The following is a 17587-nucleotide window of genomic DNA, read 5'->3' as shown; positions in this document are numbered from 1 at the left end:
CTGGGGTCAGCTCGGGTTCCCCGGCCTGCAGGTCGGGCAGTTGGGTCGCCAGTTCTTTGAACAGGGCCTTGAGTTGGAAGCGGGCGAGCTGATTGCCCAGGCAGTGGTGGATGCCGCCGCCGCCGAAGCTGATGTGCGGGTTGGGGTGGCGGGAGAGGTCGAGCTCGTGCGGTCGCTCGATCCGGGCCTCGTCGCGGTTGGCCGAGGAGTAGAACATGACGACCTTGTCGCCCTCGGTGATCTGCTGGCCGGCGAGTTCGCAGTCGCGGGCTGCGGTCCGCCGGAAGGTCATGATCGGGGTGGCCCAGCGGACCATCTCCTCGACCGCGTCGGGCAGTCTCGCGTCGAGGTCCTCGAGCAGCCAGGCGCGCTGGTCGGGGAAGGCGGTCAGACCCAGCAGGCCGTGGCTGGTGGACTGTCGGGTGGTGTCGTTGCCGGCGATGGTGAGCAGCACGAAGAACGCGCCGATCTCGTGGTCGGTGAGCTTCTCGCCATCGACCTCGGCCTGGGCCAGGGCGGTGATCAGGTCGTCGGTGGGGCTTTCACGGCGCTCGCGGGTCAGCGAGGACGCCAGTTCGTGCATGTAGCCCATGGCTCCGAGCAGCGCGGTGAACACCTCTTCGCGGGTCTCGCCGACCAGTTCTGGGTCGTTCCAGCTGGTGCCGACCTTCATCTGGTGGGCGGCTTCCTGCCGTTGCCCGTCGGGCACGCCCATGATGTCGTTGATGTTGTGCATCGGGAGCAGCTCGGCGCACTCGGCGACGAAGTCGGTCTGCCCGCCATCGCGTTCCAGTGCGGCCACCAGGTTCTCGACGACCATCTTGGCGTTGGCCTCGATGCGATCGTTGATCCGGCGCATCTGCTTGGGTGTGAACGCCGCGGCCACTAACCGGCGCAGCTTGGTGTGCCGGGGTGGGTCCATCCCGATGATGGACTGCCCGGCCTCGACGAACTCCGCCGGGAGGTTCTCCATCAGGATGCCGGGCCCGGACAGGAAATCCTCGTGTCGCTTGGTGACCTCGACCAGGTCGTCGTAGCGGGTGACCGCCCAGAAACCGTAGTCCTCGGGATCCTCGAGCAGCTGCTCCTGGAACGGCGGGTGCCAGGTCACGGTGCCGCGCTCGCGCAGCAACGCGAACGTCTTCTCCCGGACATCGGCCGACGTCGACCAGAACGCCCGCGAGGAGATATCGACCTCGTCGTGGGGACGGTCGGGATTCCCGCTCGACGAGCGGGTCACATGCTGGGTCAACGGTGACACTCCGATCCCTTGGGCCGGGTCGACTCGACGGAGCTTCCCATCGGTTCGTCAGCGGGTCACGTCATCGTGGACAACAAGCCGTCCTCCGTCAAGACATAGAACCATTTCATGTCTACTTCTGCGTGTCGACGCGGAGAGGAACTAAGCGAGACCGCGGAACGAGAGCCCGCACCGCACCTGGCCGCCTTGGTGAGCGGGGCGCTCCTCCGCGCGGACGGGCACGCCGCGTCCGGCGGGCCTCGCCGCCCCGGGGACGGAGGCAGCATGGTCGCCCGGGTCGGTCGGGGCCTGGCGTCCCACGAGGAACTGAGCGCTACGCCGCCGAGAGCGGACCGTGCTGCCTCATCGAGGATCGGGGCACTTGAGCAGTCTCTACACCAGCGGGACGATCTCGACTCCGAACGGCGTGATCAGCAGTCACGTGGCTGGTTGCATCGAGTCCCTCAACTTCCACTGGATCTCGGGTTCTCCGCCCCGCCGCTGGCCAGTGGTACTTGTTCCCGACGAGGCGCGTATCGGGGTCGGGCTCGCACGTCAGCCTCGGCGCCACATGCCGCCGCAGATATGTTGACGCGCAACGGTATAGCCCTTGCTACGGCGTGTGGCTCTGCTGCAGGTGCGGCATGATTCTTGCGATGTAGTCGCCGAGGGCAGCGTCGAGGTAGAGACTGATGTCGTGGGTCACCGCGGCGGCGGCGGCGGACTCAGTTTGTGTCGTTATCGTGCTGACGTACTCGGCGAGCTGCGGGATTTCCGTTCCGGTCGGCATCCATTCGGGCTGTTTGTCGCGCAGGATGTCGGCGGCGACTGCAGTGACGAACTTGTGGACGGTGGTGTCGACCGCGTCGCGGAGCTGCGCGCTGAACGCGAACACCGCCTGGGCGGGCGCCCCGGCCCGGAGTAGCGCGGCGACGGCATGGAGGAGGCGGGCGTTTGGCGCCCGATAGCGGTCTCCGTCGTGTTCGACGAGGCCGGCCTGCACCGCGCTGGCAGAAGTGTCGTGGGAGGCGTCGGCGGTGATGAGTAGCTCGCGGAGCTGGTCGGCCGTGAGGTAGGTAGACGGGGCCGCATCGGCAATGCCGGTGACGACCTGCTCGAGGCCGAGAATGTTGGACAGGTCGCGTCCGCCCTCCCAGGCCCGCAATAGCTCGCCGATGTTGGTGGCGGTGTAGCCGCGCTTCAGCAGCCCGGCGATGAGCCGCAGGCGGGCCAGGTGGTCCTCGCTGTAGATCCCGACCCGACCCTGCCGCTTGGGCGGGTGAAGGATCCCGCTGTCCTGGTACGCGCGGATGTTGCGCACGGATACGCCGCTGACCTGGGCCAGTTCGTCGATGCGGAACTCCGGCAAGTGCCCCCCTCGTGTCGAGTGACGTACGACATACGTCACCATCAACGACTGTCACAGTTGAAGCTGTCAGTGACGTTTTCGCTCCGGGAGAGGGTATCCACGATCATGGCACGACATCGGGCGCCCATGGTGATGTCCGCACCGCGAAGACGACTCCGCTGGCGGCGGTTCGGTCTGCTCTTCGTGCCGGCGATGCTGGCACTGCTGATGCTGGGTGCCGGTGCTGCGACCGGGGCGGTTCCGGTCGCGCTGGCACTGGAGGGGCAGCAGACGTTGAAGATCAGCGCCAAGAGTCTGACCACTCGGGTAGGGGGCACATTCCCGGAGTTCTTTCAGACCCGCGACGGTCAACGGAAGGCCACGGTGGTGGTGGCGCTGAGCGACCTCAAGGCACGAGGTCTGTGTGTGTCGACGCGAGCTGACACGGCGGTGGGGAAGTTCGTGCTGCGCGCCGAGACGCCACCCGATGGCCCGGAGGTCAGCGCCGGAGACGTGAAGTTCGCGTTGGAGAGCATTGACGGGGTCGACGTGCTGGGCCAGCAGCTCGGGCTGAACCGCGCATTCACCCCCGACGGGACTCCGACCGATGCCGGCGGACCGGGTGCCGTTCCCGTCCAGGCGGGGAACCTCGCGCTCAACGTCAGCGCGACCGCTCGGTGGGCGACGGTCAACCAGCTACAGATCTCCAACCTGTCGCTCCGCATCGGGGACGATCAGCCGGAGTGCCTGTGATGCCGAACAGGACCAACAAGGCTGTCGAGCCGACGCCGTCTCCTCTGCGGCGCTGGATCTCGGGCCGGCCCGTCGTCGCCGGCACGCTCACCTCAGCCGGAGGCGCGGCGGTCATGCTGCTACCTGCCCGTGGCATGTCGATCGTGCTGCTCCCCGGGCTGGCTGGAGTGTCGGGGTTCGTGCTCGGTGCACTGATCTGTGCGTGTGGGCTGTTCCTGTGGTTCTCCCCGCACCTGCACGCCCCGATCGGCGTCGCCGCGGTTGTCATGTCGCTGGCCTCGTTCGTCACCACCAACGTGGGCGGGCTGGTCATCGGGCTGTTGCTCGGTGTCCTCGGCGGTTCGTTGGGCTTCGCCTGGGCTCCACCGCGCGCAGGCCATTGGTCGGACTAACCAGTCTCCGCCCGGAGCTCGCCGATGAACGGGGTCAGTACCGCTGCAATGTCGCGTGCGGCGATCTCGACCGGTCGGTCGGGCATTTGCACATGCAAGATGAACCGCCCCGGCTTCGGCGATCCTCCTGTGACGTGTCCCCTTGGCCTTCTCCACCACGCGACCCCTCAGACAGTCATTGATATGGACACGAAGCCGTTCTCTGTCAAGTCTTGACTGACCGGATGGCTGCGACCATTCTGAGGGCATGCGCCCGCAGAGTGGTTGGCGACAGGCCTCCTGGCAGGCTCGCGCCTGCGCGCATCTTGTTCGCTGGACGATCAGGCCGCTGGTCGAGCTCGTCCCCGACACCGATCTCGTGATCCGCTCCACGCGCCGCGCGCTCCGGGCGTTCACCGATCTGGTGTGCCGCCCGCATCCGGCCGCGTCGATCCGGCCGGTGCGCGCGATGGCCCCGTCCGGCCTCGAGATCCGTGGCGAGTGGGTGCTGCCTCCGGTCACCGGGCGCGGTCTCCCGAACCTGGGCGGCGGCGTCGTCTTCTACGTTCACGGCAGCGGGTACGCGGTCGCTTCAGCGCGGACGCACCGCGCCATCACGAGCCGGCTCGCCGTCCGAACCAGGCGCCCGGTGTTCGCCTGCGACTACCGCCTCGCTCCGACCCACCGGTACCCGGCCGCGGCGGACGACGTCGCCGCGGCCTTCGACTGGCTGCTAGCTCAGGGCGCCTCGCCGGCCAGGACCGTGATCGCCGGCGATTCGGCGGGCGGGCAGCTCTCGATCGCGCTGGCGACCGAGCTGACCGCCCGGGGAACGTGCCCTGCCGGGGTGCTGCTGTTCTCCCCGTTGATCGACCTCTCGCTCACCGAGGCACACAAGTGGGAGGACGGGCACTCCCGCGACCCGCTGGTCTCGGTCCGACGCGTCGAGCGACTCCTCGCGCTCTACCTCGACGGCACCGAGCGCGCCTCCGCAGGGCTGCAGATCACCGCGGCGGGCCTGACCGGCCTGCCACCGGTGCAGGTGCACGTCAGCGGCTCGGAGTTCCTCTGTGGGGATGCCCGTTACCTGGCCGAGCTGGTCGAACTCGCCGGAGGCGACGTCGAGCTCCTCGAGTGGCCGGGCCAGCTCCACGTCTTCCAGGCTCTCGCCGGCTTCGTCCCGGAGGCCACCCGCTCGCTACGCGAAGCCGCCGATTTCGTCCGCGCCCGACTCGATCCCGTCACCCCCGACTCCACAGCAGGGAGCTACACATGACCACCCTCACCGACCACGCCCGGCGCGCCGTGCGCGAACGGATGTCCTCCGCGCTGCTCGCGCCCCTGCCCTCCGCACTCGATCGCCGCCTCCTCGACCGGGCGCGACAGGCGGCAGGAACGCCGCTGGCCCCGTCGCCGCCGGGGTCAGGCCTATCGCCCGTCCTCGGTGACCAGGGTCTGCCCGGTCTCGGTCGGACGCTGGAGTACATCCGGTTCGGCTCCGACTTCACCCGTGCACGCTTCGAGCGGTTCGGCCCGGTCTCGTGGACCGGCTTCCTGGGAGAGCGCGTCGTCCAGGTCGCGGGGCCCGAGGCGACGCACACCGTGCTCACGAACGCCGACAAGGCCTTCTCACAGGACGGTTGGCGATATCTGATCGACAACTTCTTCCACCGCGGCCTCATGCTCCTGGATTTCGACGAGCACCGCTTTCACCGGCGCGTGATGCAGGAGGCCTTCACCGCCGAACGACTGCGGGGCTACACTGACGAGACCGTCGCCTGTGTTCGGGAGACGGTGCCGACCTGGCGCCAGGACGCGCCGATGCGGCTCTACCCGGCCCTGAAGAGCCTGACGCTCGACGTAGCCACCCGGGTCTTCATGGACGACCGTCCCGGCCCCGAGGCCGAGGAGGTCAACAAGGCCTTCGTCGACTGCGTCCGGGCGGCGAGCAGCATCGTGAAGTGGGACGTCCCCGGCACGCGCTGGCACGCCGGCCTCCGCGGCCGTCGCGTGCTCGAGCGCTACTTCCGGGCGAACCTCGCCGCGAAGCGGACCAGTGACGGCGCGGACCTGTTCTCCGCGCTGTGCCAGGCCCGCACACAGGACGGAGAAGCCTTCTCCGATGACGACGTGGTCAACCACATGATCTTCCTCATGATGGCCGCACACGACACCTCGACGATCACAAGTTCCGCCGTCGCGTACTTCCTCGGGGCGAATCCGGAGTGGCAGGAGCGGGCACGCGCCGAGTCGGTCGCTCTCGGGGACGCCCCGCCCGACCGTGCGGCTCTGGAGTCCCTCGGGACACTGAACCGCGCCATCAAGGAGTCCTTGCGCCTGGTGGCTCCGGTGCCGGTCGTGATGCGCCGCACCGTCGCGGCCACAGCCGTGTGCGGACACCACGTCCCAGCGAACACACTGGTGATGGTGGCCGGAGCCGTCAATCACTTCGACCCGGCGTGCTGGAGTGAGCCGGACACGTTCGACCCCGACCGGTTCGCTGAGCCCCGGCGCGAGGACAAGAGCCACCGCGACGCGTGGATCCCCTTCGGCGGTGGGGTGCACAAGTGCATCGGCATGATCTTCGGGAGTCTGGAGGTGACCGCGATCATGCACGAGATGCTGCGGGCCCACCGGTGGACCATCGACCCGGGATACCGCCCCCGCTGGGACAACACCTCGCTGCCGGTCCCCGCCGACGGGCTACCCCTGCGCCTGCTCCCCGTGCACTGATCGCGCCCCGACGCCGTCGCCGACAACCCGGAGGAACCACATGACCCGGTCTACGGTGGCACCGACGAGATCAGGACGGAGTATCGCTCGCACCCTCTGATCGGGGACGGTGCCCACGCTCGTGCCCGGTTCGGGTCTGCGTCAGGATGGGCGTGTGCACGCTCAGGGGCCGACGGGGATCTATGGCGGGCGCAGCGCCGAGGCCCGCCGATCCGATCGCCAGCTCCGCCTTCTGGCCGCTGCGCGCGAGATCTGGGGCGCGGAGGGGTGGGCCGCCGTCACGATGCGTGGCGTCTGCGGCCGCGCCGGCCTCGTCGACCGGTACTTCTACCAGAGCTTCCCCGATCGTGACGCGCTGCTGGGCGCGGTGTGGGACCAGGAGCGGGATGCGCTGGTGGCGCAGGTCGTGGACGCGTTCGTCGGCAACGCCGACGGTGATCTTGTCGGTGCGCTCCGCACGGTCATCGATGCGGTCGTCGAGCACCTGCGCACGGATCCGGCGTGTGCGCGCATCGTCCTCGGCGACCACACCGGCAGCGCGGTGCTCGAACCCCGACGTCGAGAAATGCTGCGGACGTTCGCCGACCTACTGGTCGACTGGGCCGGCCCACGGCTGCCGCAGACGACTGACCCGGCCCGGCTCCGGATGAGCACTCTGCTGGGAGTCGGAGGGTTCGCCGAGATCATCGCGGCGTGGAACGCTGGCGAGCTCGACGTCGACGCCTCACAGATCACCGAGCACACGGCAGTAGTGGCCGCTCTACTCGTGGGCAGCCATCGCCCGCGGTGAGGCAGAAGAAGCGGCCGGCAGGTCGCAGGGCCGGCACCACCCGATCCGCTCGGCCGGCGTGGGGAGGTCAGGTCGGCGCCGGGAACGCCACGCCGACTCGGTCTCACCCCTCCAGAAGGACCACCGGTACGTCGACCACGCGTGACCGGAGGACCGCCCCCGAGGCCATCAGCGTCGAGCTCCCGTCACCGTTGCCGCGACGCCACCTGGTCTCGCCCACGTCAAGCAGCGCGGACAGTGTGCCGCGAACGACAAGACGCATCCGGCCAGCTTGTCCACTTCTGCCGGAGTGATCGCTAGCATGGCACTGTGCGCGCCGCCGACGACAGAGGTCGTCAGAAGACGATCCGGGCCGCCCTCGACATCGCAGCCGAGGAGGTCGCCACCCACGGCTGGGACGGGTTACAGGTCCAAACCGTCGCCGCCCGCCTCGGGGTCAGCCGCCAAACGCTCTACAACGCCTTCACCAACAAGCGCGGCCTGGCTCAGGCCCTGGTCCTGCAACTCACCGAGCGCTTCCTCGCCGGGGTCGATCGAGCACTCTCCGGCAGCGACGACATCTATGAGCAATGGCGCGCAGCCGCTCTCTACACCCTGGAGACCGCCGCGGCCGATCCTCTGCTCAAGTCCGTCATCACCGCCGACGGACGCGACCAACTCCTCCCGCTGCTCACCACCGATGCAGAGCCAGTCATCAGCGCAGCGCGGGACAAACTGGCCGACGCGATCACAGCCGTACGGCCAGATGTCCCTGTCGAAGACGCCCGTGACGCAGCCGAGACCGCCACCCGCCTGGCCCTCAGCCACGTGGTCCTGCCACTGCACCCGAGTACACAAGTCGCGAACCACATCGCCACCCTCATCACCCGCTTCCTCGACGTACGGCCTCCATCCCGGCAGGCGTAGCCGGACCGGCCCGAGATGTCAGGCCGTTCATGTCGACGCAGCAAGCGATAGAAACCCCGTGGGACCTGACCCGGTCCTCCGGACACGTCTCCGTCAGGCTTAGGGCCAACCAGTTCAGCTTCCGCAGCAGCCGTACGTTTCCCCGTGGAGCCAACACTCGATGGCGTCCCAGCGCAGGACTTGGTTCGCAGGTCCGTGCACCATGAGGGGCCCAGGCGCAGCGCACGACCTCGATGAACGCCGTTCGAGCCCATGGATTACGCCTATTCGGTTGGCAGCTGCAGCGTCGCCTCGCTGGGCACGCACGGCCCCTCCTCGCTGGAGACCATCAGCTCCAGGTCGATCAGGCCCTTGCCGTCCACCCCGCGTCTGTCGACGACGCGTCCAGTCAGGGTCGCGGTCTGCCCCGGGTAGATCGATCTGATCATCGATATCTTGCGGCGGCGTAGCAGTGCGTCCGGGCCGGCCCAGTCGCCGAGGGCGCGGTCGATGAAGCCGTGGAAGAACAGTGTCGAGAGGTAGATCGTCTGTTGGCCCTGGCTGCGCGCGTACTCGGGATCGTGGTGGCCGGGGAACCAGTCCCAGGTGGCCGCGGCGTTCATACAGATCCGCTTGTAGGTGATCGGGATCGCGACCGGGGTGATCTCGTCGCCGACCGCGACGTCGTCGAAGCGCAGTCCTGCAGCGGCGGTGGTGGTCATGCCTCCTCCTCGGTCTCGGCGCTGGTGTCCGTGATCTCGTACCGGAACAGCACGTTCGTGTTGCGCGCGATGACCTCGCCGTGCTGGTCGCTGTAGGTGGTCAGTGAGGTGATGAACACCCCGGTGCCGATCCGGGTCGTCTTCTCCGGAGACACCGAGACGATCTCCTCGATGATCGACACGTGGTCGCCGACCCGCGGCCGGCGCTCCAGCTCCGTGGTGGTGGAGGCGTTGATGATGTGGTGCCCGGGCAGGGGCACGTTGAGCGCGAACAGCGAGTCGTCGCGGTGCAGGTGCTCGGGGGTCCACTGGGGGTTGAAGCCCAGGGTCATCAGCAGGCCGGGCGGGCACTCGTCACCCTCCCAGTACCGCGGGTTGGCGTCCTCCACCAGCGAGCAGTAGTACAGGACCATCGACCGGTCGATCGGGAACCAGGCCTGCTTTGGCTCTGAGGTGCGACCGGCCCAGGCCAGACCCTCCTCGAGGGTCCCGAAGGCCATCCCGAGACCGGTGACGTCGGTGGGCGCAGTGCTCACGGTCGTCCTTTCCGTCGGTGGTGTGGTCCGGCCGGAGAACCGGACCGATCCGCTGGTCGGCTGCCATCACGCGCACTGGGCAACCTTTGCGACGGCGGTCGCCCTGATCGCCGGGTCGCCGGTCTGCCGGGTCACCTCCAGTGCGAGGTCGGCGAGCTGTTCGCCGTCCTGCTCGCGGACGCCGGTGACGGTGCCGCTGAAACACAGGACGTCGCCAGGCCAGACCTGACCGGTGAAACGGATCCGGTAGGCCCTGATCGCGGCCAGGCCCACCCAGGCTGCCAACCGCTGTCCGAGTAGGCCGCCGTGCAGCAGGCCCATTCCGAACACCCCGGGCATCCCGGCCGAGCGCGCGAACTCCTCGTCGTGGTGGATCGGGTTGAAGTCCCCGCTCGCGCCGGCATACCGGACGATGTGCGAGCGGGTCAGCGGCCCGAACTCCGAGACCGGCATCTCGTCGCCGACGGCGAGGGTGACGGGCGAGGTGGGTGTGGGGGGAGTCGCCGTGGGGGTGCTGCTCACCGGGCTCAGCCTCCGGTCTCGACGAGCACGTCGGTCTGGCGGACGACGAGCTCGCCGCGCTGGTTGGTGAAGTCCGTCTCGATCGAGACCATGGTCATCGTCCCGCCGCGCCTGCCCTCTCGCGTACTCACGCCGGACACCCGGCGGGAGGCTGTGAGCTCGTCGCCCACCACTACAGGGCCGTAGTACTCCCAGCCGCACTCGCCGTGCAGCGCGCGACGCAGGTCCAGCCCGAGGGTGGCGACCATGTTGTCCTCCTCGCGCCAGTGGGCCGAGGACACGACGAACGTCGGTGGCACCGGGATGTCGGTGAAGCCCGCGGCGCGTGCCGCTTCGACATCGGTATACACCTCGTCGAGATCGCCCAGCGAACGGGCGAACTCGCGGACCTTGGACCGGTCCACCGGGAACGTCATGGTCCCCAGGTCCCGGCCGGTGAGTGAGTCGTCAGTCACCGCCGCCACCTCCCGCGCCGACCGAGGCAGGCGCGCACTCGCTGATCATGCTGTGGAGGTTCTCCTGGATACGTTGCGGGGTGAGACCGATCGAGGGGGAGTACAGAATGATGTGGTCGAGCACCCCCTCGTAGCGCTGCAGCCCGGCGCGCACCTGCTCCGCGGTGCCGGCCACGGCCATCGTGTCGATCATGTCGTCGGTGACGGCGGCGAACATCGCGGGTAGGTCGCGGCGCCCGAACGCCTCCCGGATGGCCTCGCCCTGTGCGGTGAAGCCGTTGACCTCGAGCACCGTGTCGTAGGACTTGACCGAGGAGTAGAAGGCGATCTGCTGGGCGGCCTCGCGCCGGGCCACCTCGGGATCGTCGTGGATCGCGCAGATCACCATCGAGATGACCTCGACGTCGCCCGGGTCCCGGCCCGCGTGCGCGGCGCCCTTCGCGATCGCGGGGCGTACGACCTCCTCGACGTAGGTGGTGGTGAACAGCGGGTGGCCGGCGAGGCCGTCGGCCACCCGGCCGGCCACCTCGCACATCCGCGGTCGGACCCCGGCCGTGACGATCGGGACGGCCCGCCGCGGAGGTTCGAGCTCGCCGGTCGGCACCAGGTTCATGCGGTAGAAGCGACCCTCGTGGCGCACCGGACCCTCGTGCAGGTTCCAGATGCGGCGGATCAGCGGCACGAGCTCTTCCATGCGCAGGGCGGGCGCGGAGGTGTCGGCGACGCCGTGCCAGTCGCTCATCATCCGTTTCGTCCCGTTGCCCAGGCCGAGCACGACCCGGCCGCCCGATAGCTCGTCGAGGTCGCGGGCCTCGGTGGCCAGCACCAGCGGGCTGCGCCCGATGCCGTACATGATTGACGAGCCGAGCCGGCAGCGCTGGGTGCGGCCGGCCATCGCCGCCATCGAGATGGACCCGGAACGGGAGTAGAACTCCGATGTCCAGGCCGCGTCGAAGCCGGCGCGGTCCGCTGCCTGTGCCGTGTCGGCAAGTGCCGTCAGGTCGGTCCCGAGTACCGACACGCCGTAGGTACTCATGCCTTGTAGTACATGCCGCCGGAGATGGTGTGCACCTCTCCGGTGATGTACCGGGACTCCTCAGAGGCGAGGAACAGCGAGAGCGCGGCCACCTCCTCGGGCTGACCGGCGCGGCCCAGCGCGGCTGGATCTACGAGCTTCTGCAGCTCGCCGGCCGGGTAGATGCGCTCCAGGAAGGGGTTCCAGATCAGGCCGGGTGCAATGGCGTTGACCCGTACCCCCTTGGGGCCGAGCTCGGCGGCTGCGGCGCGGGTGAGCCCCATGACGCCGGCCTTGGCCGCGCAATAGGCGGCTTCGCCCGACGTCGACCCTACGTATCCCGCCACCGAGGCCATGTTCACGATCGAGCCCGAGCCCTGCTCCATCATCGCCGGCAGTACCGCCCGCAACGTGCGGAAGGCGGCCTTCAGACAGATGTCCTGGACGAAGTCCCAGGTCTCGTCGTCCATCTCCCAGATCGGGGCCAGTTTGTTGATCCCAACGTTGTTGTGCAGCACGTCGATGCGGCCCCACCGATCGGAGGCGGCGCGCACCATCGCCGCGATGTGCTCGGGCTCGCGGACGTCGACGGTCATGCCGATCGTCTCGACACCGTGGGCGTCCTCGATGTCCTTGGCCAGCTGCGCAGGCCGTGAGGCGTGGGCGTCGGTCACGACGACCTTGGCCCCCTCGGCCGCGTAACGACGGGCCACGGCCTGACCGATGCCGGCACCTGCCGCTCCGGTGACGATGGCGACCTTGCCGGCGAGCCGGCCCGTGCCCGCGACCTCCAACGGTGCGGGCATTGCTGCGGTCATGAGGTCGATCCCAGCTCGTCGGGGCCGATCGCGGCGCCGGCGAGGGTCCGCGCGGCCGCGAGCACGTCCAGCTCGGTAACCGGATGGGGAAGCCGGTGTGCCATGTGCGCTCCTCATTGAACGGCCAGCAGGTTAACCGTCGTTATCATACAGCGGCGGGGTGGGTCAGGTCACTCCCCGATTCGAACTCGGGGCCGCCGCCCCAGGGGCCGAGGGAATGCAGGCCACCTCGGACGAAGGACACGAGCGTGGGTGCCAGGTCGAGTCCCTCGCGAGCCGATCGTGGCCAGCTCGCGACTGAGTGCACCATGCCGATGGCCGCGTGTGCCGCAGCCTCCTGCTCGGCGGCCGTGCGGTCCGGGTAGCAGCGGCCGAGCACACGCAGCCATCGGTCGATGTGTTGGCGTTGGCGTCGTTGCAGCCCGCGTCGCCAGGGTTCGGCGAGTGACCGTTCCTCACGTGCGTAGACCGAGAGCAGCGCCCGGTCGGTCACAGCGAACTCCGCGTGAGCCTCGATGAGCCGCTGCAGCGCGTCGAACGGCTCCGGAGGTAGCTGACCGCACAGCAGCAGCAGCCGGTCGATCGCGGCGTCGAACAGTGCGGCGAGGATCTCGTCCTTGCCGCCGAAGTGCCGGTAGATCGCAGGACCGCTGATGCCGGCGAGCTCGCCGATGCCGTCGACGCCGACCTGGTGGAAGCCTCGTTCGTGGAACAGTTGCGTGGCCGCGGAGAGGATGGCGCGCTCCCGGCCGGTGTCGCCGGCCGTAGCTGCGCCGCGCGTCCGGGACGGCATCGGGTCGACCTCCTGATTAACCACCGTTAACGGTCGATTCCAGCATAGGTGGTGGAGCGACGGTTCGGTTACAGGTCCGAATGGCCACCGCAGGTGTCCCGAATTGAGTCATCGCCGAGCCTGCGGATCGGGTGGCGGGAGAGCAGCCTGTCGGTGCCGTCGCTCTCGTGGGTCCAGGGCGAGTCGGTGTCGGCCCCGGATGGGCCATCGCCCAGAACCGCTGCCCACCTCCCAGCCGGTCGGCCCGCACCGTCATGGTGCCCGCCCGGAGGCGCTGTTACAGCGGGCTGTCGCGGACGGTGGAGAAGTCGGGTTCGCGTTTCTCGACGAAGGACGCACGACCCTCCGCGGCGTCGGGACCGGTGATGTCGAGCGTCGCCGAGAGCCACTCAAGCTCGAGGAAGCGCTCCAGCGGCAGGTCATGGGCCGCGCGGATCATTCCCTTGGTCAGGCGTAGGGCCTCGGCCGGCCCCGCGGCCATGGCCACGGCCATCGCGATGGCGTCTGAGAGTGCAGCACCCGGCTCCGTCAACTGCCCGACGAGGCCCGCCGACTCGGCCTCCTCCGCGGTCATCCGGCCACCAGACAACAGGAGGGCGGACGCCCGTTGCCGGCCGAGCGCCCGGGTCAGGAACCAGGCCGCACCACCGTCGGGCACCAGTCCACGCAGCACGAATGGGGCGCCGAACACCGAGTTCCGGGCTGCCAAGACGACGTCGCAGGCCAGCGCCAGGCTCCAGCCGATACCCATGGCAGGGCCCTCGACGGCGGCGAGCACAGGCTTGGGCAGCCGGAGCAAGTCCCCGAGCACCCGCTGTCCGACCAGCAAGCGGGCCGCCGGTGCCCCGATCCCGTTGCCGCGCGATGGGGACGACTTGACGTCACCACCGGCGCAGAACGACCCGCCCGATCCGGACAGCACGACCGATCGGCAGCTGTCATCGGCGGCCACCTCGGCCACCGCCGGACCGAGCTCCTCCCACGTCTGCCATCCGACCGCGTTCCGCGCGGCCGGCCGGTTCAGGGTGATCACCGCGACACCCGGTTCCGGTCGGTCGACCAGTACGACCCGCTCGCTCATCAGCGCGCCCCGTCGATCGCCCCGACGGGTTCGGCCGCGCGCTCGGCGTCCGGGCCGGGCGGGGTCGGGTCGGCGAGCGCACCCAGGTGCGCCGCGAGTGCGATGCGGGCCGCGCCGAGGCCGGCGCCGCCGCGCCCGGAGAGGGCCGCACGATAGAACAGGTGCACGCCCTGTTCCCACGTGAAGCCGGCGCCGCCGTGACACTGCACCGCTGCCTCTCCCGCCGCGAGGTAGGCGCCCGACGACCACAGCCGGCTGGCGACCACGTCTGCGGGCGCGCCGGGTGCGGCGGTGGCGAGGTCCCACGCCACGCGGTAGGCGAGTGAACGGGCACCCTCGACCTTCGCTGTCACGTCGGCCACCCGGTGCCGGACGGCCTGGAAGGAGCCGATCGGGCGGCCGAACTGGACCCGGTCGGTGCAGTAGGCCACCGTACGGGCGATCACCTCGGCGCTGCCGCCGACGGCCTCGGCGTCGAGGAACAGGCTGTGCCCGGCCGCGCAGGCGTCCTCGTGCTCGAGCAGGTCGCGTGGGGCGTGGACGGAGGCGGCGTCGATCGCGACCCCGTCGAGGGTGACGTCGGCGACCGGCCGGCGCAGGTCCACACCGGACGGCTCGCCGACGACGACGCCGGCTCGGCCGAGCTCGACGAATGCCAGGCCGGGACGGCCGTCGATCTCCACCGCGACGACGACGGCGTCGGCACCGGCGGCGCAGGCCACTTGTGACATGACGCCGCTGACCCGTAACTCGTGCCCGTCCCGTACCGCGGCCAGGCGCCGCGCCCGCCGGCGCGGGACGGCGTCTGGGCCGGGCGTGTCGATCTCCGGTACGAGCGTCGTGACCAGCGACCCGTCGCGCAGCCCGGCGAGGCCCGCGTTCCAGCCGGTCGCCAGCGCCAGCGGCAGGAGGTAGCCGGCGACCCCGTCGACGGGCCCGGTGACCGGTGCCGCGCCGAAGGCCTCGGCCACGTGCAGCGCCGCGACACGCGCGGCAGGGTCGGCATTCCGCTCGGTTCCGGTGGCGAAGTGCTCCAGCCACTCCGACCCGACCAGTTCGCGCCAGGCGGTGCGCCGCACGGCGTGGGCGGGCTCCGTGCCGGGGTCGGGCATCCGCTCGCGCAGGAACTCGAGCAGCGCCGACCGCAGCGCGGCGGTCTCGTCGTCGATCCGGTAGTCCATCCCGCTCCTCGTCCGTTCAGCCGCGGTCGCTCGGCATGCCGAGCGACTTCGCGATCAGATTGCGTTGGATCTCCGAGGTACCGCCGTAGATCGTTTCCGCACGGCTGAACAGCAACGCCCGGAGCCAGTCCGACCAGCCGCCGCCGGCCCCGGTGACCTCCGGGCCCGCTGCCTCGACGAGGGTTGTGAGCTGGGCCTGGTGTCCCTCGCTCCACAACACCTTGGCGACCGGTGCGAGCATTCCCGGCTCGTCTCCGTCGGCGACCGTCGCAAGTACCCGGCGCACCGTGCTGTCCACCACGCGGCTGCGCACGAACGCCTCGACCAGCACGCCGTCATCGTGTCCGTCGCGGTGCAGCTGCGCGTTCATCAGTTCCAGCTCCCGGGAGAGCTGCAGGGCCCGCTGGGCCAGACCGGTGGAACGTTCCCGGGCGAGCGCGTAGGTGGCCACCCTCCACCCGGCGCCGATCCCGCCCACGACGTCGTCGGCGTCGACCGTGACGTCGTCGAGGAAGACCTCGCAGAACTCGCTGCTCCCGGTGATGTTCCGTAGCGGCCGGACGGTGACGCCCGGCCGGTCCATGTGCAGCACCACCATCGTGACGCCGTTCGCCACACCGGTGACCCGCACCATGAGATAGCAGCGTTGGGCGAACAGCGCGTAGGAAGTCCACACCTTCTGCCCGGAGACCACGAACCGGTCGCCGTCGGGAACCGCCCGGGTGGCCAGCCCACCCAGGTCGGATCCGGCTCCCGGCTCGGAGAAGCCCTGGCACCAGATGTCGTCGTGGGCCAGCATCGGGCCGAGGTAGCGGTCCTGCTGGGCCTCGGTGCCGAACGCCATCAGGGCCGGCGCGAAGATGCCCATCCCGTTGGTGTTCATCTGCTCGGGGGCACCCGCCGCCACCAGCACATCGAGGAACGCCAGCTGCGCGTCGACGCCGAGCCCGCGCCCACCGTGGATCGTCGGCCAGTGCGGCGCCAACCAGCCGCCGCGGTGCAGCATGCGCCCCCACTCGCGGCGCATCCGGACGTACTCGGCGTCGTCGCCGGAGCCGACGGGCACGTCACGCCACTGCGCGGGCAGGTGCTCCTCGACCCACGACCGCAGCTGGTCGCGGTACGCCGCGGCCTCGCCGGAGAGTGCCAGGTCCATCAGGACTTCCTCTGGCTGACGCGCACGCCGGTGACCTCGCCCGCGATCATGTTGCGCAGCACGGCGGTGGTGCCGCCGCCGATTCCCAGGCCAAACGCGTCGCGCACGTAGCGCTCCATGGGGTAGCGGGTCAGGTAGCCCTTGTGGCCGAGTAGTTGCAGGGCCTCGGAGGTGACCATCACGGCCGCCTCGTTCGCGGCGAGCTTCGCCATCGCGGTCTCACGGATGCCGGGGAAGCCCTCGACGTCGGTGCGGGCGGCGCGCCACAGCAGCAGCCGGGCGCCCTCGATGGCCGTGGCCATGTCGGCGATCTTCCACTGCAGGCCCTGGAACTCGACAATCGGGCGCCCGAACTGCTCGCGCTCCTTGACGTAGGCGACCGCGTCATCCAGCGCATTGCGGGCCAGACCCACCGACATCGCCGCATTGCCGCAACGTTCCGGGTTGAACTGGCGGATGAGGAACCGGGCCCCGTCACGGGAGCCCGTCTTCGGCTCGAGCACGACCTGGTCGGCGCGAACCGGGACGTCGGTGAAGCGCATGATGCCCTCGGCGATGGCGCGACCGCCCATCTTCGGCTCGGTCTCGATCGGTGCGAGGCCTTCGACCTCACGGTCGATCAGGACCGCGCCGATGCCGTCAGGGCCCGTGGTGTCCGGTGCCCGGCAGAACACGAGGAAGGCGTCCGAACGCAGCGCACCGGTGATGTGGCACTTCTCGCCGGTGAGCAGGAAGCCGTCGCCGTGCGGGCTGAGCGTGGTCTGCAGGGCGGTGCCGTCGGAGCCGGCCTGAGGTTCGGTCATGGCGATCGAAAAGCACACCGAACCGTCTGCGACCCGCGGCAGGTAGTCCTTGCGCTGCCTGTCGGTGCCGATCCGGGCGAGCACCCGGGGCGGCCCGTTCACCTGCATCTGGATTGTCATCGCGCTGGCCAGGCAGCCCGCTGCCAGCTCCTCCAGTACCAGGCACGCCTCGAACGTGCCGAGGCCCTGGCCGCCGTACTCGACCGGGACGGTGAGCCCGGCCAGGCCGGCCTTGCGCAGGAGGTCGAACTGCTCCTCCGGGAACTCCGCACGGCGGTCCCACTCCGCGGCGCGGGGCCGCAACTCGTTCTGGGCGATCGAGCGTGCGCGGGCGACCAGGTCGGCCTGCGCGTCGGTCAGCTGATCCAGGGGCGCGGTCATGCAG

General features: G+C 69.8%; 19 protein-coding genes. 6 read left to right on the top strand and 13 right to left on the bottom strand.

Annotated features, from left to right (window positions below):
• A partial coding sequence (locus I4I78_RS00675) for a cytochrome P450 (protein ID WP_226378831.1) occupies positions 1-1252 on the bottom strand: 1252 nt, incomplete at its 3' end.
• Positions 1253-1853: 601 nt separating this feature from the next.
• Positions 1854-2609, bottom strand: a complete 756-nt coding sequence (locus I4I78_RS00670) for a MerR family transcriptional regulator (RefSeq protein ID WP_218609163.1) — start codon at positions 2607-2609, stop codon at positions 1854-1856.
• 192 nt (positions 2610-2801) lie between these two features.
• Between I4I78_RS00670 and I4I78_RS00665 the strand changes: the two genes are divergently transcribed.
• The 6 genes from I4I78_RS00665 to I4I78_RS00640 all read left to right on the top strand — a co-directional run bounded on the left by I4I78_RS00665 (position 2802) and on the right by I4I78_RS00640 (position 8141).
• Positions 2802-3341, top strand: a complete 540-nt coding sequence (locus I4I78_RS00665) for a DUF6230 family protein (protein WP_218609162.1) — start codon at positions 2802-2804, stop codon at positions 3339-3341.
• Positions 3341-3733 (top strand): DUF6114 domain-containing protein, encoded by a 393-nt coding sequence (locus I4I78_RS00660; RefSeq protein WP_226378830.1) that lies wholly within the window; start codon positions 3341-3343, stop codon positions 3731-3733. The genes I4I78_RS00665 and I4I78_RS00660 overlap by 1 nt, the downstream gene beginning before the upstream one ends.
• A gap of 247 nt (positions 3734-3980) precedes the next feature.
• On the top strand, positions 3981-4988 hold the full coding sequence (locus I4I78_RS00655) for an alpha/beta hydrolase fold domain-containing protein (protein WP_218609160.1): 1008 nt from the start codon (positions 3981-3983) through the stop codon (positions 4986-4988).
• Positions 4985-6445 carry a cytochrome P450 gene (locus tag I4I78_RS00650; RefSeq protein ID WP_218609159.1) on the top strand — a complete coding sequence of 487 codons (1461 nt, stop codon included), beginning with the start codon at positions 4985-4987 and terminating at the stop codon, positions 6443-6445. Before I4I78_RS00655 ends, I4I78_RS00650 begins: the two co-directional genes overlap by 4 nt.
• 154 nt (positions 6446-6599) lie before the next feature.
• Positions 6600-7235: a TetR/AcrR family transcriptional regulator gene (locus tag I4I78_RS00645; protein WP_218609158.1), complete on the top strand. Its 636-nt coding sequence runs from the start codon at positions 6600-6602 to the stop codon at positions 7233-7235.
• A gap of 309 nt (positions 7236-7544) precedes the next feature.
• Positions 7545-8141 (top strand): TetR family transcriptional regulator, encoded by a 597-nt coding sequence (locus I4I78_RS00640; RefSeq protein WP_218609157.1) that lies wholly within the window; start codon positions 7545-7547, stop codon positions 8139-8141.
• 263 nt (positions 8142-8404) lie between these two features.
• Here the strand turns inward: I4I78_RS00640 and I4I78_RS00635 are convergent, their stop codons facing one another.
• From I4I78_RS00635 to I4I78_RS00585, 11 genes are all read right to left on the bottom strand, one after another.
• A complete protein-coding gene (locus I4I78_RS00635; protein ID WP_218609156.1) occupies positions 8405-8842 on the bottom strand; it encodes a MaoC/PaaZ C-terminal domain-containing protein in 438 nt (145 codons plus the stop codon).
• Complete coding sequence (locus tag I4I78_RS00630; protein ID WP_218609155.1) at positions 8839-9378, bottom strand: MaoC family dehydratase N-terminal domain-containing protein; 540 nt, start codon at positions 9376-9378, stop codon at positions 8839-8841. Before I4I78_RS00630 ends, I4I78_RS00635 begins: the two co-directional genes overlap by 4 nt.
• Before the next feature lie 66 nt (positions 9379-9444).
• A complete protein-coding gene (locus I4I78_RS00625) occupies positions 9445-9900 on the bottom strand; it encodes a MaoC/PaaZ C-terminal domain-containing protein (protein ID WP_218609154.1) in 456 nt (151 codons plus the stop codon).
• A gap of 5 nt (positions 9901-9905) precedes the next feature.
• Positions 9906-10355, bottom strand: coding sequence for a MaoC family dehydratase N-terminal domain-containing protein (locus I4I78_RS00620; RefSeq protein WP_218609153.1), 450 nt, complete (start codon positions 10353-10355; stop codon positions 9906-9908).
• Positions 10348-11391: an LLM class flavin-dependent oxidoreductase gene (locus tag I4I78_RS00615; RefSeq protein WP_218609152.1), complete on the bottom strand. Its 1044-nt coding sequence runs from the start codon at positions 11389-11391 to the stop codon at positions 10348-10350. The genes I4I78_RS00620 and I4I78_RS00615 overlap by 8 nt, the downstream gene beginning before the upstream one ends.
• On the bottom strand, positions 11388-12188 hold the full coding sequence (locus I4I78_RS00610; protein WP_218609151.1) for an SDR family NAD(P)-dependent oxidoreductase: 801 nt from the start codon (positions 12186-12188) through the stop codon (positions 11388-11390). Before I4I78_RS00610 ends, I4I78_RS00615 begins: the two co-directional genes overlap by 4 nt.
• A gap of 145 nt (positions 12189-12333) precedes the next feature.
• Entirely contained in the window at positions 12334-12981 is a 648-nt protein-coding gene (locus I4I78_RS00605; protein WP_218609150.1) for a TetR/AcrR family transcriptional regulator, read from the bottom strand.
• A 277-nt stretch (positions 12982-13258) separates the two neighbouring features.
• Entirely contained in the window at positions 13259-14014 is a 756-nt protein-coding gene (locus I4I78_RS00600) for an enoyl-CoA hydratase/isomerase family protein (RefSeq protein ID WP_218609149.1), read from the bottom strand.
• A gap of 47 nt (positions 14015-14061) precedes the next feature.
• A complete protein-coding gene (locus I4I78_RS00595) occupies positions 14062-15243 on the bottom strand; it encodes an acyl-CoA dehydrogenase family protein (RefSeq protein WP_218609148.1) in 1182 nt (393 codons plus the stop codon).
• A 16-nt stretch (positions 15244-15259) separates the two neighbouring features.
• Positions 15260-16399, bottom strand: a complete 1140-nt coding sequence (locus I4I78_RS00590; RefSeq protein ID WP_218609147.1) for an acyl-CoA dehydrogenase family protein — start codon at positions 16397-16399, stop codon at positions 15260-15262.
• Positions 16399-17583, bottom strand: coding sequence for an acyl-CoA dehydrogenase family protein (locus I4I78_RS00585; RefSeq protein WP_218609146.1), 1185 nt, complete (start codon positions 17581-17583; stop codon positions 16399-16401). The genes I4I78_RS00590 and I4I78_RS00585 overlap by 1 nt, the downstream gene beginning before the upstream one ends.
• Positions 17584-17587: the final 4 nt, after the last annotated feature.

Origin of the sequence: Pseudonocardia sp. KRD291 (assembly GCF_019263595.1) — a bacterium.
Lineage (GTDB): Bacteria > Actinomycetota > Actinomycetes > Mycobacteriales > Pseudonocardiaceae > Pseudonocardia.
This window is presented reverse-complemented; position numbering and strand designations above follow the sequence as displayed.